The organism is Terriglobales bacterium (assembly GCA_035764005.1).
Lineage (GTDB): Bacteria > Acidobacteriota > Terriglobia > Terriglobales > Acidobacteriaceae > Gp1-AA112.
Genome location: DASTZZ010000007.1, coordinates 1 through 23,898, shown reverse-complemented (window position 1 = coordinate 23,898; position 23,898 = coordinate 1). Strand labels below are relative to the sequence as shown.

15 protein-coding genes are annotated in these 23,898 nt (G+C 57.0%); 6 read left to right on the top strand and 9 right to left on the bottom strand.

Annotated elements, in window-relative coordinates; translation table 11 throughout:
- Both VFU50_01235 and VFU50_01230 read right to left on the bottom strand, forming a co-directional pair.
- The coding region (locus VFU50_01235; GenBank protein HEU5231452.1) for a nitrite/sulfite reductase at positions 1-1,511 on the bottom strand (1,511 nt) is incomplete at its 3' end.
- 332 nt (positions 1,512-1,843) lie between these two features.
- On the bottom strand, positions 1,844-2,110 hold the full coding sequence (locus tag VFU50_01230) for a hypothetical protein (protein ID HEU5231451.1): 267 nt from the start codon (positions 2,108-2,110) through the stop codon (positions 1,844-1,846).
- Between the two features lie 367 nt (positions 2,111-2,477).
- Between VFU50_01230 and VFU50_01225 the strand changes: the two genes are divergently transcribed.
- Positions 2,478-6,077, top strand: a complete 3,600-nt coding sequence (locus VFU50_01225; protein ID HEU5231450.1) for a carboxypeptidase regulatory-like domain-containing protein — start codon at positions 2,478-2,480, stop codon at positions 6,075-6,077.
- A 760-nt stretch (positions 6,078-6,837) separates the two neighbouring features.
- On the opposite strand, the gene VFU50_01220 is transcribed toward VFU50_01225, so the two are convergent.
- Complete coding sequence (locus VFU50_01220) at positions 6,838-8,571, bottom strand: esterase (GenBank protein HEU5231449.1); 1,734 nt, start codon at positions 8,569-8,571, stop codon at positions 6,838-6,840.
- A 57-nt stretch (positions 8,572-8,628) separates the two neighbouring features.
- Between VFU50_01220 and VFU50_01215 the strand changes: the two genes are divergently transcribed.
- Both VFU50_01215 and VFU50_01210 read left to right on the top strand, forming a co-directional pair.
- A complete protein-coding gene (locus VFU50_01215; GenBank protein ID HEU5231448.1) occupies positions 8,629-9,651 on the top strand; it encodes a CPBP family intramembrane glutamic endopeptidase in 1,023 nt (340 codons plus the stop codon).
- A gap of 228 nt (positions 9,652-9,879) precedes the next feature.
- Entirely contained in the window at positions 9,880-10,458 is a 579-nt protein-coding gene (locus tag VFU50_01210) for a PEP-CTERM sorting domain-containing protein (protein ID HEU5231447.1), read from the top strand.
- A gap of 307 nt (positions 10,459-10,765) precedes the next feature.
- Here VFU50_01210 and VFU50_01205 read toward each other — a convergent pair whose 3' ends face one another.
- Positions 10,766-13,525: a tetratricopeptide repeat protein gene (locus tag VFU50_01205; GenBank protein ID HEU5231446.1), complete on the bottom strand. Its 2,760-nt coding sequence runs from the start codon at positions 13,523-13,525 to the stop codon at positions 10,766-10,768.
- 224 nt (positions 13,526-13,749) lie between these two features.
- Between VFU50_01205 and VFU50_01200 the strand changes: the two genes are divergently transcribed.
- Positions 13,750-14,769, top strand: a complete 1,020-nt coding sequence (locus VFU50_01200; protein HEU5231445.1) for a class I SAM-dependent methyltransferase — start codon at positions 13,750-13,752, stop codon at positions 14,767-14,769.
- Positions 14,770-14,804: 35 nt separating this feature from the next.
- On the opposite strand, the gene VFU50_01195 is transcribed toward VFU50_01200, so the two are convergent.
- Genes VFU50_01195 through VFU50_01180 form a run of 4 tightly spaced genes read right to left on the bottom strand, consistent with a single transcriptional unit; the run spans position 14,805 to position 19,260 of the window.
- A complete protein-coding gene (locus VFU50_01195) occupies positions 14,805-15,077 on the bottom strand; it encodes a hypothetical protein (protein HEU5231444.1) in 273 nt (90 codons plus the stop codon).
- A complete protein-coding gene (locus VFU50_01190; protein HEU5231443.1) occupies positions 15,074-16,108 on the bottom strand; it encodes an FAD binding domain-containing protein in 1,035 nt (344 codons plus the stop codon). The genes VFU50_01195 and VFU50_01190 overlap by 4 nt, the downstream gene beginning before the upstream one ends.
- Entirely contained in the window at positions 16,105-18,591 is a 2,487-nt protein-coding gene (locus VFU50_01185) for a xanthine dehydrogenase family protein molybdopterin-binding subunit (protein HEU5231442.1), read from the bottom strand. The genes VFU50_01190 and VFU50_01185 overlap by 4 nt, the downstream gene beginning before the upstream one ends.
- Positions 18,592-18,594: 3 nt before the next feature.
- Positions 18,595-19,260, bottom strand: coding sequence for a (2Fe-2S)-binding protein (locus tag VFU50_01180; protein ID HEU5231441.1), 666 nt, complete (start codon positions 19,258-19,260; stop codon positions 18,595-18,597).
- Between the two features lie 245 nt (positions 19,261-19,505).
- On the opposite strand from VFU50_01180, the gene VFU50_01175 reads away from it, so the two are divergent.
- Positions 19,506-20,042, top strand: coding sequence for a DinB family protein (locus VFU50_01175; protein ID HEU5231440.1), 537 nt, complete (start codon positions 19,506-19,508; stop codon positions 20,040-20,042).
- 7 nt (positions 20,043-20,049) lie between these two features.
- Here the strand turns inward: VFU50_01175 and VFU50_01170 are convergent, their stop codons facing one another.
- Complete coding sequence (locus tag VFU50_01170) at positions 20,050-22,485, bottom strand: ABC transporter permease (GenBank protein ID HEU5231439.1); 2,436 nt, start codon at positions 22,483-22,485, stop codon at positions 20,050-20,052.
- 325 nt (positions 22,486-22,810) lie between these two features.
- Here VFU50_01170 and VFU50_01165 point away from each other — a divergent pair.
- The coding region (locus VFU50_01165) for an ABC transporter permease (protein ID HEU5231438.1) at positions 22,811-23,898 on the top strand (1,088 nt) is incomplete at its 3' end.

The window sequence follows — 23,898 nt, the reverse complement described above, 5'->3', positions numbered from 1 at the left end:
GCGCGGTAGCCCACCGGTCTTCCCGTTCTGGCCCAGGCGCCGACCGATCCGCCCGCGCAGAAGTAGTAGGCATCGACGAGCTTGCCATTGTGCTTGATCTTCTTGCCTTCAAGACCGATATCGGCGATCCAATGCTGGCCGCAACTGTTCGGGCAGCCCGTGACGTGCAGCTTCAACTGCTGGTCAAATTCGGGGAGACGCGTCTCCATCTCATCAACCAGCCAGCGCATGAAGCCTTTGGTTTCTGTAATTGCGAGCTTGCAGAACTCGGTTCCGGTGCAGGCGATGGCTCCGCGCCAGAACGGTGTGCCCTCGACATGTAAATCGAGCTGCTCCAATTGGCGCGCCAGCTCCGCCGTGCGGCTGCGAGCAACATTGACGATGATGAAGTTCTGCATCGTCGTGGTGCGAATCTCGCCGGTACCGAAGCGCTCCGAAAGTTCGGCGACCTGCGCAAGCTGGTCGCCGCTCACGCGGCCCCGCAGCACCGAGGCTCCCACGTAGGCGAGTCCTGGCTGCTTCTGCGGATGAATGCCGACGTGGTCGCGATAGATGTCTGAAGGAATGCGCTCCTCTTCGGCGGGATCAAGCTCGTAGCCAAGCCGCGCTTCGACTTCGGAGAGAAAGCGCGCGGCATCCCATCCTTCGCGCAGGAACAGATGCTTCAATCGCGCCCGTTCGCGGTTCTCGCGCAAAGCCGACTGCTCGCGAAATACTTCCGTAACGGCCCGCACAACCGAGATTGCATTGTCGAAAGGGATGAAGCAATTCAGACGCACGCCTAAATGCGGATCGGACGACAGCCCACCGCCGACGCGCAGCGAGAACCCAATCTCTTTCTTCCCAAAACGGTTCCGCTCAGTGGCTGTAAGAGCGACATCGTTGATCTCAGGGAACGAGCACCAGCTTCGGCATCCAGTGGCAGTGATCTTGAATTTGCGGGGGAGATTGTAGAACTCGGGATTTCCCGAAAGTTCGTGCGCGATGCCGCGAGCAATGTGCGAAGCATCGATGAATTCGTCGCCCGCGACTCCGGCGAGCGGGCATCCAGTCACGTTGCGTACTACATCGCCGCAAGCGCCCTTCGGACCGAGCCCGACGGTCGCGAGCGCATCCATGGTTTCGACCAGTCCTTGAACTGTCAGCCAGTGGAGCTGGATGTTCTGCCGAACAGTAATGTCAGCCAGATTGCGAGCATGTTTTTGCGAGACCGCAGCGATGGCGCGCAACTGCTGCGACGTGGCGATGCCGTTGGGCAGTCCGATGCGCATCATGAAGTACTCGGTCGCGAGTCCTTCGCCGCCTTTGCCCCCGACCGCACCGACGCCATCCCCCTGTGTGTAAATGCCCCACCATTTGAAATAAGCGCTGGCCCACTCCGGAGGGATGGAGCCGCGTCCCTCGCGCGCGAACTGGCGAATCTGCTCGACGTGCTCCCACGGATTCAGCTCGCGCTTCAGGCGCTCGAGCTTCTGCGCCTTGGTCTCTTTCACTTGTGCTGCCTCTGGCATGATCTCCTTTGCCGTTTGCGTCCCGGCCGCCGCAAATTGTGAGGAAAATAAAAAGCCCATCCGATGTGGATGGGCTTCTTTGAGACTTATCGGGGACTACAAGGAAAGTCTAGGAATGCACCTCCACACACGAGCGCACACAAACTCGACAACAACACATGCTCGTGATGCAGAGAGGATTCATTAGTGAAATACCCTACCGGACAGGGTCCATGATGTCAACTTCAGCATCCGATGCGCGAGCAAAAGCAAAGGTGCAAGTTTTTCAGCTTCCCTGCTTCTCGGATTTCTCTATCCAGACTCCCAGCTTCTCCGCTTGGCAGCTGCCCCCATTACTCCCCTCTCGGATCCGCGAGCAGCGAAAAGTCTCCTTCCACAATGTGGAGCACGAGTTTGCGCAGAGCCTCCGAGCGGGCGCGACACTCACGTACGCGCGCTTCAGCTTCGGTGAGCCGCGACTGTGCGACCGCGGGAATCAGAGCCTGGATAGCGTCGGCCGCGTCCTGCCAGGCTTTACTTTCGCGTTCCAGCAGGCGGATGAAGTGCCCAAGACGCTCGGGATCGTCCCATTGAATTGACATGGCGCGCTGTGCGGTCATCGCCGCCGGAGACGAAAACGGCAACGTCGACCAGTTTGGGAATTATGTCCCACCCTTTTATCGCAGGCGAGTTACTTGTTCGATACACAGAGGGACAGCGCCGTCCCTTTTGGCAAGCAAAATCCAATTTGGACGATTTCCCGCTGGACGAGGATAAGGAATTCACATTTCTTAGGGATAGGAAGCCTGCCTCTGCCTTGACAAAGCTAACTGCTCTGTTCGACCCTTCTTGGTTCGTCTTATACCACTAAAGTGGTAGTTCAGCCCCCACGGGCGTGCTTTCGCCCCATGAAGATCGAGACGCCAACCACTGTCAGGAACCGCTGTACGGAGAATAATTATGACTATCCCCAATCCAGCTTTCTCTATGGCCCGGAGGATTCTGGGCCTTTTTATTTTGCTAGCATTCGCGATCATTTTTTCGGGTCTCCCCGCATTCAGCCAGGCGACCATAGCCACCGGCGCCATCCAGGGCACGGTGACCGATCAGTCTGACGCCGTCGTTCCCGGAGTTACCGTCACAATCCGCAATGTTGCCACGGGACAAACCATCGTCCGCACAACGTCGAGCAGCGGCGTCTATAACTCGGGGCCACTCAATCCGGGAAACTACACTGTCTCGGTCAGCGCGCAGGGCTTCAGCGCAGTGAACTTGCCGACGGTTGTCACGGTTGGAAACATCAGCCCGGGGAATATCAAACTGGGCGTTGCCAGCGAAAAGCAGGAAGTCACGGTAGAAGCCAGCGGCGTGACGATCAACACCGAGCAAGCCACGGTGCAAGGTGTCATCACGAGTGAGCAGATCGAAAACCTGCCGATCAATGGCCGCAACTTTCTCGATGCCGCTCAACTCGAGCCGGGCGTGCAAATTCAGGACGGCAACAACTTCGATCCCACAAAAAATGGATTTACCGGAATCTCGATCGGCGGACGCCAGGGACGCACAACTCGCGTTGAAGTTGACGGTCTCGACATCACCGATGAAACGGTAGGGACGACGACCCAGAATATTCCTGCGGATTCGATTCAGGAATTCCAGCTCAGCCAATCCACGCTCGACATGTCAACCGAGTTGACGTCCTCCGGCGCAGTGAACGTGCTGACGAAGTCCGGCACGAACAACGTCCACGGCAGCGGGTTCTACTTGTTCCGCGATAAACGCGCAGGCGACGCGAATTTCCCGGGCGGCGCCGATGTCCCGTTCCAGCGCAATCACACAGGATTTACTCTGGGCGGGCCGATAATGAAGGATCGTCTCTTCTTTTTCACCTCCGGCGAAAATATCACCCAGCATCTTTTCGCACCTGTAGTTACGGCGGATCCGTTCGGCAGCTTGAGCGGGGGCTATAACGCTCCCTTCAAGGAGCGCCAAATTACCGGCCGACTCGACTACAACATCAAAGGCTCAGCAAAACTTTTTTATAAGTTTGCGTATGACGAGAATACTCTTGCGAGCTCGCAGACGGACTTCCAACCATTTAAGAACCAGGACAACACTCCGTCACACGCGATTGGATTGGACTTCAATACCGGCAATTTCACGCATTCGATCCGTTACGGCTATCTGAAGTTCCACAACCTCATTGGGGACGCAGCGCAGATTTCCGGCGCCTTCGATCCTATTCCTGATGCATTTATTCATATCACTGGCATCAGCCCCGTATTTAATACTGGCCCCAACGATCTGGCGCCGCAGCAGACCTTCCAGAGCGATAACCAGATCAAATATGACGGCAGCCGGTTGTTTGGCAGTCACATCGTCCGGTACGGCGTCGCCTTTAACGCGATTCGCGGAGGCGGTCTGGCATCATTCTTCGGCCTGGCCCCCCGTATTGGCTCCAGCGCAACCTCGGCCCGGCAAGCGATTGCAGCCAGCGGTCCTTTCCCGGGTGGTTCAGCGAATCCGTTGAATTATCCTATTACCGGAATCATTCTCGGCAATGGTCAAGGATTTTTCACCGAGCAGCCAGGCTTTGGTTTCCCTGCGGGCGGGCAGTACGACAACCGCTTTAGCTTCTATATTGGAGATAGCTGGAAGCTTCGTCCGAACCTTACCTTTAACTATGCTCTTCGCTATGTCCATGACACCGGCCGCACGGACAGCGACTTGGCACCCATTCCTTGTTCGGCAATTGACCTGAAGAACTTCAGCCCGGCACCGCCATGCACCGGAAATCTGATTGACAACTTCGGAAACATTCCCGGCCTCGGCAACAGTGTCCGAAATCCGAACGCGAATTTTGCGCCGCAGGTCGGCTTAACCTGGGATCCATTCAAGAGCGGCAAGACCGTCCTCCGCTTGGGAGGCGGGCTCTATTATGAGAACGCAATCTTCAACAACGTTCTCTTCGACCGCCCGGTTCGTCTTCAGCAAGGTCTGTTCAACACCTTCTTTACCCAGGTTTGCCCGGGTGGAAGCGTACCGTTCCCGGGTGGCAATAACGTAACCACGATCGATGGGAAGGACATCGCGACACAAATCTGCGGTCAGCCCATCGGTTCGGTGGCGCAGAACGTGGTCGATTTGCAGAATGCTTTCCAAGCTGCCACCAAGGCTGCGGGTGCAAGCACGAATCCGAACTTCGTCGGAGAATCTCTCGACGCGAACTTCGGCGGCAATTTGTATGCGCCAAACTATCGTTCTCCACGCTCGTGGCAGATGAATGCAGGCGTACAGCATGAATTCGGAAGAGGCACCGTACTGAGCGCCGACTACATTCGTAACGTGAGTCTCCATTTCCTACTTGGGGTGGATACCAACCACGTCGGCGATGCTCGTTTCCTCAACAAGACAGCCGCACAGAACGCAATTACGGCAACGCTGGCACAATGCGGCGTTAGCTCCATCGACGCAGGCATAAATGCGAATTGCCCAGGCGGAACAGGGCTGCCCACCGGCGTCAAACCGATCAGCGGTCGCACCCTCACAATCGACGACTTTGCCAACAACGGCCTCGATTCCGGCGTTACGTATCTCGGTGGAGTACCCGCGGAAAACGCAGGTCTTGATCCGAGCCAAGGCGCTGCTTTTGCCGGCATCAATCCGTTCTATGGCCAGAACATCATGCTGTTCCCGATCGGGCGCTCGGTTTACAACGCACTTCAGGTATCAGTTCGACAACGAGTGGTTTCCAATCCCATCCATCTGATGCCGTTCGTTCACGGTATTAACGCGCAGTTCTCGTACAGCCTGTCGCGCTTCGACAGCATGGCAGGCGACCAGGACTTCATCAACAATGCGAACAACTTCGCCAATCCTAACCAATACTTCGGCCCAACATCTTTCGACCGTACTCATCAGTTCTCGTTCGGCACGATCGTCAATCTGCCCGGCAATGTTCTGATGAGCTTCATCGGTCACTTCAATTCTCCGTTGCCGACGACGTTAACGGTCGAAGACCAGGGACGCCCAGGTGAAATCTTCCACACCGACTTCCAAGGAAGCGGTCAGACTGGAAATAACGGAAACGGAGAGATTTTGCCCGGCCAGAACATCGGCACTTATGGGCGCAGCTTGTCGGCAGCCCAGCTCGGCGTCGCGATTAACAACTACAACACTAACTTTGCGAACAAGCTCACGCCCGCGGGTCAGGCTTTGGTAAGCGCTGGGTTGTTTAATCAAGGGCAGCTGCAGGCACTGGGAGCTGTTACCGATACATTGGCTCCTCAGGCGTCGGGCAAGCTCTACGCGAATGACTGGTTGAGGACCTTCGATCTGCACTTCGCCGCGCCGATCTCGATCCGCGAGCGCTTCAAACTTGAGCCGAGCATTACGTTTTATAACCTGCTGAACTTCGCGAACTTTGCAATTTCACCAGGCACGCGAATCAACGGAATTCTCGCCTCGTCAGGAACGAACGGTTCAACCTACAGTGACCTTGCAGCCGTTCGAGCCGGAGTGGGCAGCGGCGTATTTAGTCAAGGCGCTGCACGCCAGCTTGAATATGGATTGAAGTTCACCTTCTAAATCAACCCTTCTAAATCAACCGATCCTCGAACGCCGGCCTTCGGGCTGGCGTTCTTTTTGCAATCCGTTTACACGCCTACAGCATTTCTATTCTGGAAACCGTTATTCCCATTTTGGAATTATAAGTGCTTACTTTTTCGCTTGACTTTCGTCCTAATTCGTCATAGCACAGAAAGAGGGCCGGGAACGAAATGCGGTGCATCGTCGCTGTGTTTGTTGGGATGCGTATGTGCCGTGCGGCCTTATGGCTTAGTTCAAGCCGCAGTGCGAGGCGGTCATGAGATTAAGTGAGATCCAATGAGATTGGATGAGATCACCGGATGAGATATCTCACTGGTATCGATGAGATATCTGATGAGATCGCATGAGATTCCATGAGATCAGATGAGACTACGGCAATGTTACAGCGGCTCGGCCGACCAGGCATGGACACACTCTGGGTTGTGGGCGTTCGCGAAGAGGTGTGCCCCATACGAGACAAGGTCAGCTTGGGGTTAACGCCGATCAGATTGGGGTTAACGCCGTGGAAAAAGAGGCGTTAACGCCGTGGAAAACCAGGGGTTAACGCCGTGGAAAAAAGGGCGTTAACGCCGAGGTTCAAAATAGACGGTTGCAATCGAAACGCAGAAACTTTCTGGAGCTTACTCTTTGTTACTCAACGGGTTACAACTTCGGATAACTCTATTAACTCGACCACAACAACTCAATTCTTGTTGCTTCACGCAGAACTCTGCTGCCTAAGTCACTCAACTCGATGAACTTAGTACTCCCAGCTCAGGTCTGCGCCTTTGGGCGCCGTTTCTTTCATGCGCTGCGCGACTTGCGGCATGATGCGCTGGTACATCGTGGCGATCGATTCGCCGGAGCTGATGTTTCCTCCGCCGGCATAACAGTGCGGCTGGCGGTAGCCGTACTCGAACGTCGCTGCACGATAGGGATTCTTCGGGCTGTCGATGAAGTCCTGGAAGAGATGCACCGCATTGTTCAAATACCAGGTATCCATATCGCCGACGGTAATGTGCAGCTTGCCTGTCAGCTTCGGCCCTAAAGTCGCCCAGTCCCGCTGCATGATGTGGTTGAGATCGTAATGTTCTTTCCAATAATTCGCGACCGCCGGGTCGATGACTCCGGTACGCGGGTCCCAAATCGGTTTCGGATAACCATCGGCGCCGACGGGACTAAAAACGGCTTGCCAGATGCCGAATTGCTCGGTCGAGCGTCCGTGCGTGCCCATAACCTCTTCACGGCGCACAGCAGGCTCCATGACCGCTTCGAGCGAGCCGTCCGGCCGTCGCATCTCCGCGCGCGGCACGCGGCCAAACGCGCCTTCTTCCCAGAACGCGTTCTTATCTTCATAGATGTTCACGATCTGATAAGCGCGGAAGTCGATCGGATCAGGACAGAAGCACCAGGTGCCATTGAACTGGTCGGGATAAAAGACCTGGTCGGCGATGGCTTCCCATCCGCCGGTAGATCCGCCGGTAAGCGCTCGCGCCCAGGGTTGCCCGACGCCGCGGAAACGGCGTTCCACTTCGGGAATCAGCTCTTTTACGATCGCATCGCCGTAGGGACCTACGTTCGCAGAGTTCACCGCGTAGGAGTCGTCGTAATAGGGATTGGCGTGCTGAATCTGCAGCAAGAGCATTTTGGGAAGACGGCCCGAGGTCCAGTCCTGGTAGAGCTTGTACTGATACTCCGCCCGGCGACGCGCTCCTCCCTTCAGGTCCGGCGGAGGAGGATCGGTGCGAAAGCCGCCGAAGTCGGACGGGAAATGCCCTTGATCGATGAGCAAGGGATAATGCGCATTGGGGTGCTCGTCGAAACCTTCCGGCAGAACGACGATAGCGCCGAGATGCATCGGGCGTCCCCAGAAGTCGCTGAGCAGCTTGCTTTGAATGCGGAAGTGCTTGACGTACTTCGTGTCTGCAGGCGCTTCAACCGCTGGAATTCTCTCCGTGAGTTCAATGCGAATGGTGCCGCCGCGCGCGGGATCGACATGGATGCGCTGCGGCTTGCTCATCAGATTGCCGGGCTTCTCGTACCACTGCTGGCCTTCTCCCATATCGGGAGGGAGCTTGAGAGTGTGTCCATCGGATCGGCGAAAAGTGTCGTAGATGTTGAGCACAGCCTGAACGTAATAGTCGCCTGCGGGAAGCTGATCGAGACTCAAGATTGGGTAGCCGAGGGTCGCGCCATCGATAGCAGCCGGAGTGCCAGGCGCAAGCGCGTCGACATCGACGCCAAAGAATTGCGCGCTCTCAGCTTCCTCCTCTTTCAGTTCATAGCGCGGCTCGGGCTTTTCATTCTTCGCGATGCCCAGCATGATGTGGCCATCCAGCGGGTTGTTGCTGAGCGAAGCAGGAAAGGTGATTTCAAAGCGCAAGGATGAAGAAGAATGTTGATTCGGAATTTGCGGTGCAGCGCCGATCCAGATTAAGGTGCACCCGATGAGGAGAATGAAAATGAGCACGCGGGTTGCGCGCATGAAGGCCATGAATTGAGCTCCAACTTTAGAATTGCGAATGGTCGATGGTAGAAGGTGGCGAACCAAGTGGCAAATTCGATTCCGGATGTAATGTGGCGGACGCATCAAGAAACGTCGCGGAAGCCGCTGATTATCGCCGCTGGGCTATATGCTCTGCTGCTCGTCGCCTTCTGGTATGCGGCGCTGTACTTCAACATGCCCGCGCGCATCGGCGGGCACATGCCGAGCAGCTTTGCGGCATTCGCGCTCATTCTTGCGCCGTACTGGTTCTTCGGATTTGGCCTGGCAGACCTTTTGGTCGCGAAGTTGAAGACGCGAACTGCGCGAGTGCTTCTTCCTGCGCTGCTGGCGCTCCCCTATCCCATCTTCTCAATCCCGCGGCATGAATTTCGCTGGATCTATTTGCTTGCCTGGATCGTGATTCCGGTATTCACAGCTGCGTTGATCGACAACATTCCTGAATCGGGAAACAATGCGTCAGCTTTTCGATGGCAGGATTTTGTTGTCCTCTGCATCTACTTTATTCCGGTCGAGTTCGGATTCCTACGAGGCTCGTTTCCCTATTCGGGACTGGGAGCGCTGCCGAAGCTGTTGCTGGTCGATTCAGCCCTGTATTCCTATCTTGTTGTACGCCGTTTGGATCGTGTCGGCTACGACTTCCGCGTGCGTCTGCGCGACCTTGCGATCGGAGCGCGCGAGTGCCTCTTTTATGCGCCTATTGCGATCCTCCTTGGGCTCCTGCTTCATTTTTTGTATCCCCACACCGGAGTGCCGGCGGCGTCGCGTGCACTGGGCGCGGTACTGATTACGTTCTTCTTCGTCGCCATTCCGGAGGAGCTGTTCTTCCGCGGCGTGCTGCAAAACCTGCTGGAGTCCCGAATCGGCCATCCGCGTTCGTGGATCATTGCGTCCGTGATCTTTGGCTTGTCGCACTTCAACAAGCCGCTGCCGTTCAATTGGCGCTACGTAATCATGGGTAGCATCGCCGGCCTGTTCTATGGCCGAGCGTGGCGTGATCGGCGCCGCCTTTTCGCGTCGGCAACCACCCACACGATGGTCGACGTGCTGTGGTCGCTGTGGTTCCGATGACGAGCAGTCCGAAAAGTTACTAACACGAGCGCATCCGCTCTTCGCCCGGTTTGGAAGAATTGAGCAAAGTGCCGCGCATGAGATTGCAATGGTTTGCAATTACGGAAGGGAAGCGGTCGAGGAATTCAAAGCTAAGCCTTTTCTGTTGAGCAGCTTAGGATTCAGCATCATTGGAATCCTACTTGCTTATATCCGTTCGATTGAAGTGCGCCCAGGAAAGGTGTTTCGATGAAACTCAATCGAGTGCTCTGGTGTCTTAGCCTGTTTTTTGTTCTCTGCAGCATAGCCTTCGCCGACGATCTGCCGCCGGGCGATCCGCGAATGGTAATCGACGATCCGATTTGCGATAGCAACGTGCCATGCGCTCCGCTGGTTACTCCAGGAGTCGAGTTCACGTTTACCGCCGGTGCGGATGGCAACACCGCAACGCCGGGCAGCTTCCAGGTGAGCGGTGGGAATTTCTTCAACCTGGACGTCGAGACGTTCGGAGCAATCGACCCTTCACTCGTCAACTGCGAGAGCAACAAATTCAGTTGCGTGGTCACAGATCTTGGCGATGTGACGGATATGTTCTTCAGCATTCCGGTTTGCGAAGCCGAAGTTTGTTCCGGCGGATTCCCAAATGGGGACGTGTTTACGATCACTCTTCAAGGCTGGCAAGTTGAGCAGGAGTTCTTTGCCATTGCCAATTTGTCGAGCCGGCCGACTTCGGCACGGATCAGCGCGCCTGAACCTTCGGTGGTGCTGCTGCTGGGTACCGGCGTTTTAGCAATTGTTGGCCGCAAACGATATATGCTGCGAACCTAACTCGATTGCAGAGCGGCGCGGGCGATTCATGAGTCCGCGCCGCTGCATGTGATTCCTGATTTGGAACTAATCCACTCAGGCCAGGGATGGCCTCGCTGCAGTCGAAGACCGCGCATGCACTTTCTCCAGCAACCTTCGACGGTGCTGCGCCTCGTACATTCGTGCAGCACGATGCTCAGCTCTTGCGACAAATGCCGGCTGCGAAGTATCGCTGTCCGCTAGGTGGGATCGTGCATTAATCCAGGGCTCTTTGCCTCAAAGGACGTCAGGGGAATGATGCAGCCGTTTGATTCGCGGCGTCTGGAATCTACTGCGTTTCGGGAGGCAACGACTTAGCGAACTTTGCAAATTCGGGAAGGGCCTGCACCTTGGCGAGTTCCGGATCATTGCGTACATCCTGCAATGAATATCCTTTGCGCAAGGCGTCTTCCAAATTGCGCAACGCGTCCTGCTGGCGGCCGCCAATGGTATCGACTACCGCCTGAACGTACATTAATGTGACGTCCTTGGGATCGATTGCACGTGCGCGCCGCACAAACGTGAGAGCATGAGCGTCGTCGCCTTTCTTGGCGTAGTACTCGGCGATCTGCCCCATTCGATTCGCGTCCCGAGAGTTGACCGTGAGAGCCTTTAGCGCAGCAGTGATCGCGCGTTGATAGGTGGCATTGGCCTGTTGCGGCCGGTTCGCCCAGCGGTAAGCATCAGCGAGATTGCCCAGATTCTCGACGGAATTTGGGTTCAAGCTCGCCGCTTTTTCGAACATCGGCACTGCGTCGACATACCGCTTGAGGTAGAAATACACAGTTCCCAAATTGGTATAGCCAATCGCGGACTGATCCAATTCCAACGACTTTTGCAAAACCGGAATGCACTTTTCAAACTGTCCTAAATTGAAGTAGGCCACGCTCAGGTTTCGATATCCGGAAGGATTGTCGGGCTCCAGTTCGATGACCTTCTGAAATGCGCGAATTGCCTCCTCATTTCGATTGAACCGCAACGCTGCGCCGCCTAGCGCGTTGTAATTGAACCAGTAGTACGGATTGAGCTGAATTGCGCGGTTGTAAGCGGCCAGAGCCTCCTGCTGATTCTTCGTCGACCGGAAGGCGTCGCCCAGCCTGCGGTACCCTTCGTCGGAGTTGGGCGCCAGCTCGATAGCACGCTTCAGCATCGATATGGCCTCTGCCGTTTTTCCCGTGGCAAGATAAGCGCTGCCGAGGGCGAAATAGGCTTCAGGAAGATTTTCATTCAGACTCTGCGCGTTTTCCGCAGCGCTAACCGCGCGAAAGGCCCAATCGCTCTCTTTTGTGCTGACATACATTCGCAGATCGGCGTCGGCGATGCCGGCGTAAGCCATTGCGAAGTTGGAGTCGATCTTTACTGCCTGTTCATAGAAGGAGATGGCCTTCTTGACGCTGTCGACATTTAATTGATCGCGCATGGCATTGCGGCCTTTCAAGTACAGGCCGTATGCAGCGAAATTCTCGGTCTGGTGCAGCGTCACGCGCGCCAGACTTTCATTCGAGGGTTTGCTCGTGAGGGTGTTTACCAATTTGGAATAGATCTGATCTTCCAGTGTGAACAGGTCCTGGGTGACGCCTTCGAAGCTTTGCGTAAGAAGGCGCTGGCCTTTGTCGGTGTCGAGGTTCACGATGATCTGGAGGCGATCGCCCTGACCCTGCACGGATCCGCTGATCAAGAGGTTCGCACCCAGTTCGTGCGCAGCTTTTTGCAGCGGCGCGCCAGCCGCAATCTTTTGCACTGCCGTTGGCGATGCAATCTGAACCTCGTTCAACCCGAAGAACTTGGCATACAGCGAGTCGTTGAGGCCGATGGCGATTTCGCTCAGCTTCTCATCGTCACCAACCACTTTGAAGGGAAGAATCGCCAGGTGCTTCTCTGGCACTGGCTGCTGCATGCTTCCAAGCTGAACGCGCATTCCTCGAATAATCGGCAGATAGTGGCGAACCACCGGCACCAGGGCGAGAAGAATTACCGCCGCGACTGTCAAGGCAACCGTTCTTCGGGAGACGCGAGGCGCCGCCTGTTTCCCGGCGGGCGTGAATCTGTGTGATTCAAGGTCGGTGAGAACATCCGAAAAGCTCTGGTAGCGTCGCGTGAGATCCTTCTCGAGGCAACGCATGATGACGCCGGCAAGATACGGCGGCAGCTTCGCGTTCAGGAGCGTGGGATTGCGCGGCATCGACTGCACGCGTCCGAGCATGAGCTGGAGCGAATTTCCCTGAAAGGGAAGGTCGCCAGTGACCATCTCGTAGAGCATCAGGCCGAAGGAGTAGATGTCGGTGCGTCCGTCGATTTGACCGCACTCAACCTGCTCCGGCGACATGTAGCGCGGCGTGCCCAGGACCTGGCCGGCTGAGGTCATGGCTGTAGCGGCCAGTGCGTCAGCTTCGAGCGACTTCGCCAAACCGAAGTCGGAGACGTAAACGCATCCTGACTCGTCCAGCAGAATGTTCTGCGGCTTCAGGTCGCGGTGGACAACGCCTTCGTGGTGTGCGGCTGCAAGAGCCTGACAAATCTGCTTGCCGATTTCCACCGCGCGCTCCAGCGGGAGAAGCTTCTGCTCCTGGATGACCTCCGCCAAGTTCCGTCCCTGGATGAAAGCCATGGAGATGAACTTGACTCCGGCGCCTTCGCCAAGATCGTGGATGCGGAGGACATGCTTATGCGAGATGCGGCTGGCTAGCAGTAGTTCCTGCTTAAAGCGCTGCAGGATCTCCACGTTCGCCATTAGCTCCGGGCGGATCACTTTCAACGCGACCATGCGATCAAGCTCCAGATCGTAGGCCTTGTAGACGCTACCCATGCCTCCTTCGCCCAGTTTGCCTTCCACGCGATAGCGCGGGCCGAAATCGGGTGGTGGTGCAGGCGCCGTGCTCGGGGCCGCCGCTGCCGCAGAAAACCGCCCAGTGCCGGATGGGATAGCAGAAGAGCTCAAGCGGCTTGATGGCGCCATCGTTGGTGCGTCGAAGCTGTCGAATGTCTGGGCTTTGGAAGGAGGCTGTCCCAGGACGAGATTCAGCGACGACGAGCAGGAGCTGCACGTCATAGCATCGTCAAGGTTTTCCGTGTGGCAGACCGGGCACAGCATTGGAGACTGCCCGAAATCATTGTCCAGAATGTCCCAAAATGCAAGTTAAGGGTAAGTGTTACCAGACGACAAAAAGGGCCTTGTCAAGGCCCCTGAAGTACTCATGCGCTGGGTACTGAGAGTTGCCGTTCGTACAAGTTCCGTCGCAGGTCACTCCAGAATTGGTGTGATAGGTTTTTTGTATGTCAGCATCAGCAGCCAATCAGCAACCGACTCCGGTTCGAATCTTCCAGATGCTCAATGCCTTTCAGCAAACGGAGGCCCTGCGAGCAGCCATTGATCTTGATGTATTCACGCAACTTAGCGATGGCCCGCTCAATGCCAGTGCGCTCGGGAAGCGCATCGGAGCCGCTCCTAAGGGAGCCAGAGTTCTATGCGACTACCTGGCCATTGCAGGCCTCCTCAATAAAGACAAAGACCAGTACTCGCTCACTACCGAGGCCCAGATGTTCCTCAGCAAGAAGTCACCGGCGTACATCGGCTCGGCGACTCAGTTCATGTGCAGCGATTATCACCTGCGCAATTTTTCCCAACTGGCTGAGGCCGTCCGCCACGGTGGATGTGGCGTACAGGACTCCAGCACGTCGCCCGAGAATCCTATGTGGGTGAACTTCGCGCGTGGCATGGCTCCGCTGCGTGTGCCTGCTGCGGAATTCATTGCCAAGCTGGTTGGCGCCGATCAGCAAAGGCCGATCAAGGTGCTCGACATCGCTGCAAGTCACGGACTGTTCGGTATCACCATCGCGAAACACAATCCGAAAGCGGAAATCGTGGCGCTCGACTGGCGGCCGGTGCTCGAAGTGGCCAAGGAGAACGCGGCGAAGGCTGGAATCCAGAACCGCTATAAGACAATTGCCGGCAGTGCCTTCGATGTCGACTTTGGCAGCGGATACGATGTCGCGCTAGTCACTGCGTTCCTCCATCACTTCGATGTCGCTACAAACGAGAGGTTTCTCCGCAAGATTCATAGCGCATTGAAGCCAGGAGGAGTTGTAGCCACGTTGGAGTTCGTGCCTAACGACGACCGCATAACGCCACCACACGCGGCCGGGTTTGCGCTGATCATGCTTTCGAACACAGCGTCTGGCGACGCATACACGTTCCGCGAGCTCGATCAGATGTTCCGCAATGCAGGCTTCGGTCCGAGCGAGCTACACAATAACCCCAACAGCATCGATCAGGTGATCATCACGAAGAAGTAAAGCTGCGAGTCGGCTGTCTTCGTCCAAACCTCAACTCATTCCGTAGCGCGATAGCAGCTTCGATTCGCGAGGCATCGCTGCGGATGAGCCACGTTTTCATCCGGACCGCTGTTGGCCATAGTGGCAAGACACCAATACACAGCGGTACTCGATTTTCCCTGCTCCCATCGGTGAGGCGCTCCAGCGAGAGATCCGAACGCGGTCTTCGTGCGAAGACAGGCGCATACATCTGGAGCTTCGGTTTCGAGTTCGTCCTCAGCCTCGGGCCAATTGGCATATGCATGAACGAATTGTTCTTCTGCGCTCATGCGCTCACTCCTGCGGCTTCGTCGATCGTCATGGGATATGGAGCGCCCTTGGCCGCGCGCAGAATTGTCCGCCGAACCACCGCTTCGAATATCGGGAGCTTGAAGGCGTTGTTCGACATCGGGGTTGCTCCAGCCAGAGCTTCCTTTGCCGCTGCACGAGCGCTTTGCTCGGAGATTGCGGCGCCACTCAGCTTGGTTTCTGCGCTTTTGGCGCGAAGAGGTGTAGGCGCGGCGAATCCCAAAATGACATTCGCTTTCTGGCAACTCTCGCCGTTCATTTGGAGAGCTACGGCTACCGCAGCGAGAGGCCAATCGAAAGATTCTTTCTCGCCTTGCTTGTAATAGGCCGACTTGGTGCCGTCAGCGGGCGCAGGGACGGTGATTGAGGTAATCAGTTCGCCGGGCAAAACGGAGGCCTCGCGCGTTACATCCTGCTCGGGCGTGACGAACAGATCTTCAACGGCAACGTTGCGCTTTCCTTGCGTGCTCGTGAGTTCAACGTGCGCTCCGAATGCAATCAGTGGGATCGCCAACGACGATGGATGCACGATGGCGCAAAGCTGGTTATCGAAGATGGCGTGGTACTCGTTCTCTCCGTCCTGCGCAAAGCATTTGTCTCCACCTTTACGCAGACAGTGAAAATCGCTGGAACGGAAGTACCAGCAGCGTGGACGCTGCAGAAGGTTCCCACCGATCGTTGCCATATTGCGAATTTGCGGTGTCGCCGAATGCTCGGCTGCTTCGGCGAGCGCAGTGTAACGCGTGCGCACGGTCTCGTTCGCGTGCAATTGCGCCAGCGTCACCAGCGGACCGATGCGCAGGCCGTCGTTGTCTTCCGCGATCTGATCCAGACCACGTACGTGGCGGATGTTCACCAGCCGCTTCGGCGCGTCGATCCCTTCTTTCATGCGGTCGAGCAGATCGACTCCGCCTGCTTTAATGACTGCTCCGTTCGCAGCTTCGCGCAAGGCGTCCTGAATCGATGCGGCCTCAACGTACTCGAATGCGTTCAGCGGATACATCGAGCTCATGCGCTCTCTCCTTTTTCGCTCGCGTGCAGAGCGGCTAAGACCTTTGCCGGAGTCATCGGCAGGTGCCGGATGCGAACGCCGGTTGCGTTATAGAACGCATTGGCAATGGCTGCCGAGGTCGGAATGGTCGAGGGCTCTCCGATCCCGCTCGCGTCCGTCGAGCTAAGTGCAAGATAGTCTTCGATGACATGAATCTTGATTTGCGGCACCTCACGCGGCCCCGCGAGTTTGTAGAATTCCAAATCGGGATTCACGGGAATGCCGGTATTGCGATCGAGAATGCGGTTCTCGTACAGCGAGAACGAGATTCCCTGCAGAATCCCGCCGTTGATCTGGCTCTCTAGCGCCAGTGGATTAATCGGGCGTCCGCAATCGTGAACCGCCGTGACCTTCTCTACCTTTACGACTCCCGTTTCGGTGTCGACGGCCACTTCGGCAAATTGCACGCCGCCAAGCGTGACGTGAGCCCTGGCATAGTCGGGGACGCGCTTGGCCCGTGCGGCGATCTCGTCGGTTTTGATCTTCGCTGCCGCCTGCTTGAAGGTCAGCGATTTGCCGCCGTTCCTGGCGACGACTTTGCCGTCCTGCAGTGCCAAGTTGTCGGCACTCGTTCCCAAAGCGGGAGCGACCTGCTGCAGCAACTGAATTTTGGCTTCGTGTGCCGCATTGCGAGCGGCAGGAGTGATGGAGCTGGTGGTCATGCTTCCACCCGATGGCGGCCCGGGCGGGAAGTGCGTGTCGCCGATGCGGATGTGAATGTCATGGGGCGTGAGACCGAGTTCTTCCGCCACCACTTGCGCAAGAGCGGTACGAATGCCGCCACCGATGTCCTGCACTGCGGAGAGCAATTCGACAGAACCATCGCGGCCAATACGAACTTCGCAGGCGGAATCCATGCTATTGATGCGATACCACACCGACTGCGCCACTCCCATTCCGCGCTTCACCGGACCAGGATCTGAACCGGCCTTGCGCCGCTGCGACCAGTTCACAAGCTGCGCGCCTATGCGGCGCTCTTCGCGGCGTGCCGGATGCGAGTCGTTCTTGTCGCGCAGCTCCAAGGGGTCGACTCCGAGCTTCTCTGCAAGTTCGTCGACTGCCTGCTCCAGCGCGAAGCATCCTTGTGGATGTCCGGGCGCGCGGAACGATGTGCCCGGACCGGCGTTGATGAACACGTCGCTCTCTTCGGTGAGTACGTTCGGACAGTCGTACATGTTCTGCACCGGCCCAGCACTTCCTGCACCGGTAGCTGTGCCCGCAGTTCCATAGGCAGTCAAATGCAGCGCCGCCAGCTTGCTGTCCTGGCTCGCCGCAATGTGCAGCGTCTGTTCCGAATCGGGACGATTGCCTCCGAGCGCATGCTCCTCGCGACGGTGGTACATCAGCCGCACTGGAGCGCCGGTTTTCTGCGACAGCGCTGCAGCGATTGCTCCGGAGTTGCCGGCTCCGAACTTCGCTCCGAAGCCGCCGCCCATGTACTCGGTAATCACGCGCACCTTTGTCTTGGGCAGATGGAAGATGGCTGCCATCTCATCGCGCACGCTGCTGGTTGACTGAGTCGAGGCCCAGACGGTCAGCATGTCCGGCTTCCAATCGGCGACTACTCCGTGAGGCTCCAGCGCCGAGTGCGTTTGCACCTGTGTGCGATATGTGGCCTGGGCCTTGGCGTGAGCGGATTCGAGTGCCGATTTGGGATCACCTTTTCCCTTGTCGTTCGGACCTAGCGACGGACCACGAACGTTGCCGTGCTGCTGAACATCTTCACCTCCGCCACCTCCACCTGCAGTTTCGCCTTGAGCGGCAGCTCCCGGATACACCGGAGGAGCATCCGGCTTGCGTGCTTCGTCGAGGTCGATGACGAACGGCATCGGCTCATATTCGACTTTCACGCGCCGCGCTGCTTCGACTGCAGCCGGATATGAGGTCGCGGCAACGGCCGCGACCGGCTGACCGACGAAGCGCACCGTCGGATATTTGCCGGATTCTTTGCTCTTGTCCCTAAGCTCGGCTACGTCATAGACGTGTTGCACCACGTGTACGGCCTTCACGCCGGGATACGATTCCGCTGCGCTGGTGTCGACCGACTTCACCTGTGCATGCGGCTGCGCTGAGGGAACCAGCGCAGCGTATAGCATCCCAGGAAGCTGGATGTCTGACGTGTACTTCGCCTGACCGGTAACCTTCATCCGGCCATCAATGCGGGTGGCAGGCTTGCCGATCACGCGCAGCTCGGAGTTCGCAGGCAATGGAGGCGGAGCATCGGCCGGAACTAATCGAGTGAGCTCTGTGAGCTTGGCATTTTCGGCTTCTGCGCCTGGAATGCCGGCAACTAATTTTTCCTCGCGCTTTCCATTTGCGGAACCAGCGGCTGCAGCGGTGTGCTGCGCGTTCTTTCTAACCGTCTTCGATTCCTGCTTAGCTCCCTGAGCCGGATTTGCGGGCTTAGTCTCTTGGGCTTTGGATTCTTGTTCGAGGGTTCTCATCGCTTATGCCCTCCGTGCCTTGGCAGCCGCCAATGTTGCGTCAAAGACTTTCGGATAAGTTCCGCAGCGACAGATGTTCCCGCTCGTAGCCATCTTCACGTCTTCGAGTGTTGGACTGGGATTGCGCTCGACGAGTGCCGCACAGCTCATAATCATGCCCGGAGTGCAGAATCCGCACTGGAGAGCGTCGTGCTCGATAAAGGCCGCCTGCACTGGATGAAGCTGTTCGCCCAAAGCCAGGCCTTCAATCGTGGTGATCTTGTGGGGCGCTGCGTCGATCGCAAGGGTCAAGCACGAGCACACCGGAGTCTTATCGAGCCATACCGTACACGCGCTACAGGAACCGCGGTCGCAGACTACCTTGGTTCCAGTCAGCCCCAAATCAGTCCGCAGAGCATCGGCCAGGGTCGTTCGTGGCTCAATATTCACTTGGCGGGCTTTGCCGTTTACGTTGAGCGTGACCGGCACCGCTCCTGGACCAACTACCTTCGCTCCGCCGTTCGACTGTGCAAGCGCGCTCAAATCGAGAACAGATGCCGCGGTAATGCCGGCCGCTCCTGCTCCCGCGCTCTTAAGAAACGCGCGACGGCTTACGCCGTTGTGACCATTGTGGGAATTTGACGGCGAATTCGGTTTCGCCGGAGGAGAGTTCTTATCTTTCCTCGACATCTGCACCTCCTAACGGTTGGGGAGTTGCGGTTAGTAAGTGACGGACCTGCTGTCAAAATGTGTGAAGGAAAGACTACCACCGCTCGCGTTAAAAATCCTTCTCTGCCCGCGTACAATCTTTTGTTCATGGAAATGTTCATGGAAAGCGTATGGAACCCGTAATTCCGGTGAGTTTCCGGACTGGGCTATCAGACGATGTCTAGTTAGAGCTTTCTTCCAATAAGGCTGTACGAGCGAGAGTCTGCATGCATCCGATCACCGAAAGCATCCGCGAGGCGATCTCAACAGCTATCGAGGGGCTGACCGAGGAACAATTGCGGCGGCATCCTGAAGGCAAATGGGACTCCGCTTCCATTTTGGAACACTTGGCGCTTACGTATGGAGGCACTGCGCGAGTGATGGACAAATGCGTGCGGGAAGGACGCTCGCTGGCCACCTACGCTACAGCGAAACATCGCGCCGCTCAGCTCCTGGTACTGGGCTTCAGTTACATTCCCGGTGGGAGAAAGGCGCCTGACCGCGTTGTGCCTACCGGCATCGGCGGCAAAGAAGCGCGGGAACTCATCTTCTCTAACCTGGAAAAGATGGATGAAGCCTTGCAGAGGTGCGAGAAGCAGTTTGGAGGCAAGAAGAAGATTGCCGATCATCCAGTGCTCGGCCCGATTCCCATTTCAGGCTGGCGCAAGTTCCACTTATTGCACACGCGCCATCACATGAAGCAGATCAAGGAACGTGCTCGTGTATGCGCTGCAGCTGACCGCAGGACAGCAACAGCCAGGTAGACACGATCTACTCGTAACGCAATGCCTCCATTGGATCGATACTGGATGCGCGCCTTGCCGGCACCAGACAGGCGAGCGCCGCGACTGACAGCATGAGCGTACTGACGGCGAGCAGCACGATCGGACTGCGCGAGCTTCCCTGAATCCAAGTTGAGAGCACGCGGTTCAACGCGACGACTGCTACCAATCCTGTCAACACTCCCAAGCCGACGCTCGCAGCTGCCGACCGGAACACCATCAGCAACACGTCTTTTCTGAGTGCCCCGAGGGCGATTCGGATACCGAATTCGCCCGTACGCTGCGCGACCGAGTAAGAAACGACGCTGTACAGTCCAACCGCAGCAAGGCCTAACGCCAGTGCCCCGAAAATGGCAAAGAGGAACGCGATCATGTGCTCGCGCGCGTACTCCTGCTGGTTGCTGATCCACTGTTCGAGATTTCTGACTTCATGGAACGTTTGCTGGTCGGGGTCCACGCTTTGGATCTGCAAACGAACCTGCCGCAGGATCGAGAGCGGCTCTCCCTGCGTGCGGACGAGAAACTGCGTCCATACCGGCATCATTACCGTATAGGGAATGTAGAACTCAGGTTTAATGGGCTTGCTCAATCCGTCGTCGCGAACGTCGCCGACGATGCCGACGACTTGCAGCCACGAGTCGCTCTGCGGGACAGCGAGACTAAATGGCGCCTCGCCCTTCAGCTCGGGAACGCGGACTTGGCTGCCGAGAGCGTCCCCATTCGGGAAATACTGATGCGCCATAGTTTGGCTGATTATGGCAAGGCGAGCGCCGCGCGAGATTTCGCTCTGATCGAACAACCTGCCTTGGAGCAAAGGAATGTGCAGTGCGGAAAAATACTCCGGGCTAACGAAGTTCACGCGCGAGCGCTGTTGCTCGACTGACGGCTTGCCTGAGATCTCGAAGCGCTGCTCCCATCCATTGTCAGGAGGTGTGGCATTGGTGGAAATTCCCACTGCTACAACCTGCGGAAGCGAAGCGATTTTGTTTCGCAGTTGATCGAAGTAGTTCGCGCGCGCCTGCCAGGTGGTGTACGTGTTGTCGTGAATGGGAACGCCAACCGACATCACATTATGCGGATCGTAGCCAAGTGGTACGTGCATCATGCGTACGAAGGTCTGCATGGCTGCCCCGGCCGAGGCCAGCAGCAATAGCGTGAGCGCCATCTGGCCGGCGATAAGCGCCGTATGCGTTCTGCGGCCTGCTGTGCCCGCCGTCATCTTGCGCGTGCTCGATTGCATCACTTGAGCGATCTGAGGACGCGAGAATTGCAATGCCGGCGCGATGCCAAAAATAATTCCGGTCAGCAGCGCGAGCCCTGCGCTGAATAAGAGCACCGGCATGTTCATCTTGATAGCGGCTTCGTGCGGAAACGAGAATGCCGGCAGCCAGTTGACGATCAACTTAAGGAGACTATATCCAAGGACGATTCCAAGGAGCGTCCCAGAAAAGGAAAGCAGAAGCGCTTCCGTCAGAAGCTGGCGAATGATGCGTATGCGACCTGCGCCGATGGCAGAGCGAACTGCCATCTCATGCTGACGCGCTGTACCGCGCGCGAGCAGAAGAATCGATACATTCCCGCACCCGATCAGCAGCAGCAAGAGCACAGCGCCGAAGAGAAGGTTTAACGCTCCGCCGAGACGCTCGAGAAATTGATCGTTGAACCCTTGCACTGCGACCTTGAAATGCTCGGGAAAATGCTTTGGAGTCTCTTTTTGGAATTGCTCGATCAGCGGCTGCAAACCGCTGTTGGCCGCAGCGTGCGAAACGCCGGGCTTTAGCAGTATCAATGGCATTACCCCGCGCGCCGGATCGGTTGTGAACTTCCACGGTAAGTAAACGTCGCCATCGCCCCAGGTAAAGCGAGGCGGCGCAATTCCGATGACCGTGTAGGTTTTGTGTGTTAGCTGGATGGACTTTCCCAGCAGCGACAGATCGCCGTTATAGTGGCGTTGCCAGAATTGGTATCCGAGAACAGCCACAGGCTGCGGGTCTTGTCCTTCGGGCGCGTCGCTGGGCAAGATTGCGCGCCCGTAAAGCATCGGCACGCCGAAGTGATTGAAGGCTCCGCCGGTGAAGTAGATTGCGGTCACGTCCTCGGGCAGATCCCCGCCGGTTACCGTGAGGTTCCACTCGTCCATTCCTTCGGCGCTCTCGATCGGTCCAGCCTGGCGAAGCTGCTGCAGCTGTGGTCCGGTGACACTCACCCAATTGGGATTGCCACTGTTGTCACGGAGGACGAGATGAATCATGCGATCGACGTTCGCATACGGATAAGGATTCACCAGCACCGCATAGATCACGCTAAAGACGGCAGTGGTCGCTCCGATACCGAGAGCTAGAGAAAGGACGGCAACGGCAGCAAATCCTGGTGAAGTGCGCAACTGTCGCAACGCGAAGCGGAGATCCTGTAGCACAACTTCCATGCCCGTTCTCCTGTGCGGCGTTTTGCCGCAACAGTTAGACCAGACAGGCAGGAAAAGGTTTGTGTTCGGTTTTGGGAGAATGCTTTTTCCATGGCGAACAGCGTGAAAAGAGCAACGGTCAGCGGGATTTTCGTGAGGACTGTCGGCACTCCAACTGTTCGCTTGCGAACAGCAGTGTGCGAGCCGCGACCTTCATGAAATTAGTCCAACCATGATCGTGCTTGCGACTCAGCGACTTACATTGTTGCGTGAGTGGTAACGGAACTGCTTCGGATTATCAATGCGCAATTCTGTTTGATTAACTTTTGTGCGGAGGCGATGAGCGATGAACCTCGAAACTCTGTGGCAAGACTTCCGGCATGGGTTCAGGCTGTTGCGCCTGAATCCAGGGTTCACAACCGTTGCATTGCTCTCCCTCGCGTTAGGAATCGGCGCGAATACCGCGATTTTCCAATTGCTCGACGCGGTGCGCCTTCGCATGCTGCCGGTGAAGAATCCGCAAGAGCTTGTCGAGCTCCGCATTGATTCCAAGACTGGCCGCAGCGGATCGTTCGTCAACGGCTACTCGCAGTTCACCTATGCCCAGTGGGAGGCCTTGCGCTCTCGCCAACAGGTCTTTTCCGATCTTTTTGCCTGGGGGCCGGAGCGGCTCAATCTTGCTTCCGGCGGCGAGGTACGCAACGCGGATGCACTTTGGGTAAGCGGAAACGCCTTGAATGCTTTGGGTGTGCAGCCCATTTTGGGACGTGTCTTCACTCCCGCCGACGATTATCGGGGCTGCGGACTGCCAGGAGCTGTAATCAGCTATTCGTTCTGGCAGCGGGAGTACGGCGGTGATCCCGGCGTCATCGGACGCAAGCTGAGCCTGAACAGCCATCCTTTGGAAATTATCGGTGTAACTCCTGCAAGCTTCTACGGAATGATTGTCGGGCGCAGTTTCGATGTTGCCGTTCCCCTTTGCGGTCAAGCGGCAATCAATCCGGCAGCCGTGAATGGCGACACCAGCGTGCTTGATGTGCCATATGTTTGGTGGCTGAGCATCATGGGTCGGCTCAAGCCCGGCGTATCGATGACTACGGCGACGGCGCAGCTCAATGCGATTGCTCCAGCTCTGTTTCATGACACGATGCCTGCCGGATGGGCGGGAGAGCGCGCGCACGAGTATCTGAGCTTCCGCTTCAAGATGTTGCCGGCAGGAAACGGCGCATCGAATCTGCGCGAGGATTACAGCACGCCGTTGTGGGTGTTGTTGGGCATTGCCGGACTGGTGCTGCTCATCGCGTGCGCGAATCTCGCCAACCTGATGCTTGCCCGTGCCAGTGCCCGGGAACGTGAGATCGCAGTGAGGCTGGCGGTTGGAGCTTCCCGCTCGCGCATCACCCGCCAGTTGCTTACCGAAAGTCTGCTGCTCGC